This window comes from Pseudomonas sp. PS01299 (assembly GCF_029960145.1).
GTDB lineage: Bacteria > Pseudomonadota > Gammaproteobacteria > Pseudomonadales > Pseudomonadaceae > Aquipseudomonas > Aquipseudomonas putida_A.
In genome coordinates, this window is sequence record NZ_JASCPO010000404.1 from 1 (window position 1) to 2,992 (window position 2,992).

Sequence of the window (2,992 nt, forward strand, 5' to 3'; positions counted from 1 at the left end):
GCTCGCGATAGCGGTCGATCAGTTTAGATCGATGTTAATGACACACCGCTATCGCGAGCAGGCTCACTCCTACAAGGGGTATGTGTTACAGCACGCCATATTCGCGAGCCGTGCGATCTACGGCGATGCGTGTCTTGTCGACCAATTCATCCAGCTCCGCGCGCGTGGCGATCAGCGCCGGGGCCATGATCATCCGGCCCAGCGTCGAACGAATGATCAGGCCTTCCTCAAAACCAATGGTGCGGCAGCGCCAGGCGATGTCGTTCTCGTTGGCAAAGCGCTTGCGGGTGGCTTTGTCTTCGGCGAATTGTAGCGCCGCCACCAGCCCCACGCCCTGAACCTCACCCACCAGCGGATGGTTGCCGAACACCTCACGCAGGCAGTTCTGCAGATAAGGGCCGGTGTCGTTTTTCACCTGAGTGACCACGCCTTCATCGCGCAGCGCCTTGAGGTTGGCAATCGCCACCGCAGCCGCCACCGGGTGCCCGGAGTAGGTCAGGCCGTGAGCGAACACGCCGCCTTTTTCCACCAACGCCTCGGCCATGCGTCGCGACAGGATCAACCCACCCATGGGGATGTAGCCGGAGGTCAGGCCTTTGGCGATCGACAGGGTGTCCGGTTCAAAACCGAAGGCCTGGTGCGCGAACCATTCGCCGGTGCGACCGAAACCGCCGATGACTTCGTCGGCGCACAGCAGCACATCATATTTGCGGCAGATACGCTGGATTTCCGGCCAATAGGTGGCGGGCGGAATGATCATGCCGCCAGCGCCCTGGAACGGTTCGGCGACGAACGCGGCGACCTTGTCGGCGCCCAGTTCGAGGATCTTGTCTTCCAGTTGCCGTGCGGCGCGCAGGCCGAATTCTTCCGGACTGAGATCACCTTCGTGGGCGAACCAGTACGGTTCGTCGATGTGCGCGACGTCAGGGATGGTGCCGCCCATTTCGTGCATGAATTTCATGCCGCCCAGCGCCGTCGCGGCGAGAGTCGAGCCGTGGTAGCCGTTCCAGCGGCCAATCATGATTTTCTTCTCGGGCTGGCCCATCACCTGCCAGAACTTGCGCACGGTGCGGATCAGCACTTCGTTGGCTTCCGAGCCGGAGTTGGTGTAGATCGCGTGGCTGTAGTGCTGGGGCAGCAGGCTGAACAACAGCTCGGAGAGCTCGATCACCTGCGGGTGAGTGGTGTGGAAGAACATGTTGTAGTAGGGCAGTTGTTGCAGCTGCGCGGAGGCAGCGGCGGCCAGGTCCTTGCGTCCGTAACCGAGGTTGGTGCACCACAGGCCGGACATGCCGTCCAAGTAGCGATTGCCGTCGTTGTCCCACAGCGCCAGGCGATCACCGCTGACCATCACCCGCGGGCCTTCCTCGTTGAGGGCTTTCTGATCGACGAACGCGTGAATGTGGTGGGCGGCGTCGGCGGCCTGGTAATCGCGGGTGCTGCGGGTCGGATCGAATTCGGCGGACATGGCGGTTCTCCAGAGAAACGGGGCAAGTGGGGTGCGCGTTCATTCCAGCGGTGCACGGTTAATATTTGTCACTTAAAAATATTTTTGTAAAGAAAATATTTGTCGGTGAAAAAAGAAATCCGTAGGCTGACGCCGATCAGCAAGACAGGACATCAGCACCATGAGCGGGCTCAGAGAACGGCAAAAGGAACAGCGCAGGGAAGTCATCGCGCAGGCAGCGCTGGAGCTGTTCAAGACCAACGGTTTTGCGGCCACCACGCTAGACCAGATCGCGGTCCAGGCTGGGGTTTCCGCGCCGACGGTGGTCAATTATTTCGGTGGCAAACAGGAGATTCTGCTGGCCTTGCTCAAACAGCCGGACGAGCAGGCGATGCGCGATGCCCGGGCCAATCTGGACGACGACAGTGATCCGCTGGAGGCGTTGTGCGAGTTCGAAGGCTTGATGACCGACTATCAACTGCAAGCGATGCCGGCCTCGTTGTGGCGTGAACTGGCGCCGTTTCTGCTGACCGGTGAGTTGGCGCTGGCGTTGAGCCCGTGGAATGCGGCGGTGATCGAAGAGACCAAGGCCCTGCTCGGGCATTTTCAGGCGCAGGGCAAGGTGCGGGCGTCAGTCGATCTCGATGTGGCGGCGACGTTGTTCAACCAGTACGCGAATATGGCGTTTATTCGGCTGGCGACCGAGACGGCACCCAATCGGCAAGCGCATGCCCGGCATATGCGCAGTGTGTTGGGTTTGATCTGCCACGGCATTTTGAGCAACGGCGCGGAATCGAAAGCCAAGTGACGAGAAGCAGAGCGCATGACCGTTCCTGATCAGCAAGAATGGCAACCGTGGACGCCGGAAGAACTGGCGCAACGGCTGAAACACATCTCGCGCCCGTGGTGCGTGGTTGGCGGATGGGCGCTGGATTTATGGCTGGGCCGGCAAACCCGTGCGCACAGCGATCTGGAGTTCACCGTCCTGCGGGACGACTTTCAGCGCTTCCGGCAAGCGCTGGCCGAGCTGGACTTCTATACCGTGCGGGACGGTGAACTGACGTTTTTGCCGGTGGGGCAAACGCCAGGCGAGAATATTTTCCAGGTGTGGGGATTTGATGCCGTTGCCCATGCCTGGCGAGTCGATCTGATGCTTGAATCCGGCACGACGGATACGTGGGTCTATAAAAGAGACCCGTCGATTGTCCATCCACGCGCCGCGATGGTGGCACTGAGTGATACGGGGATTCCCTATCTCAGGCCTGCGGCGATTCTGCTGTTCAAGGCCAAATACACGCGTCCCAAGGATCAAACCGATTTCAGTCAGGCATTGCCGGATTTATCTCGCGAAGAGCGGCGATGGCTGATGCAACATCTGGTTCGGTTGCATCCCGAGCATGAGTGGATTCAGCGATTGCAAACACCTGAAAAATACTCCCGACCCAACGAATGAACTGTGGCGAGGGAGCTTGCTCCCGCTGGGGCGCGAAGCGGCCCCGCTGTTGGGGAGGACTGCTGTGCAGTCCAGCGGGAGCAAGCTCCCTC

Annotated in this window: 3 protein-coding genes; 2 read left to right on the top strand and 1 reads right to left on the bottom strand. The window is 60.3% G+C overall.

The genetic code is table 11. The annotated features are described in order from the left end of the window. Window positions 1-85: 85 nt before the first annotated feature. Window positions 86-1,468 (bottom strand): aspartate aminotransferase family protein, encoded by a 1,383-nt coding sequence (locus QMX91_RS30320; RefSeq protein ID WP_282413847.1) that lies wholly within the window; start codon window positions 1,466-1,468, stop codon window positions 86-88. A 160-nt stretch (window positions 1,469-1,628) separates the two neighbouring features. Between QMX91_RS30320 and QMX91_RS30325 the strand changes: the two genes are divergently transcribed. Continuing rightward, the gene (locus QMX91_RS30325; protein WP_135295839.1) at window positions 1,629-2,255 is read left to right on the top strand and encodes a TetR/AcrR family transcriptional regulator; all 627 of its coding nucleotides are present in this window, start codon (window positions 1,629-1,631) and stop codon (window positions 2,253-2,255) included. 15 nt (window positions 2,256-2,270) lie between these two features. Beyond that, window positions 2,271-2,900 carry an amino acid transporter gene (locus QMX91_RS30330; protein WP_139053955.1) on the top strand — a complete coding sequence of 210 codons (630 nt, stop codon included), beginning with the start codon at window positions 2,271-2,273 and terminating at the stop codon, window positions 2,898-2,900. Window positions 2,901-2,992 lie beyond the last annotated feature (92 nt).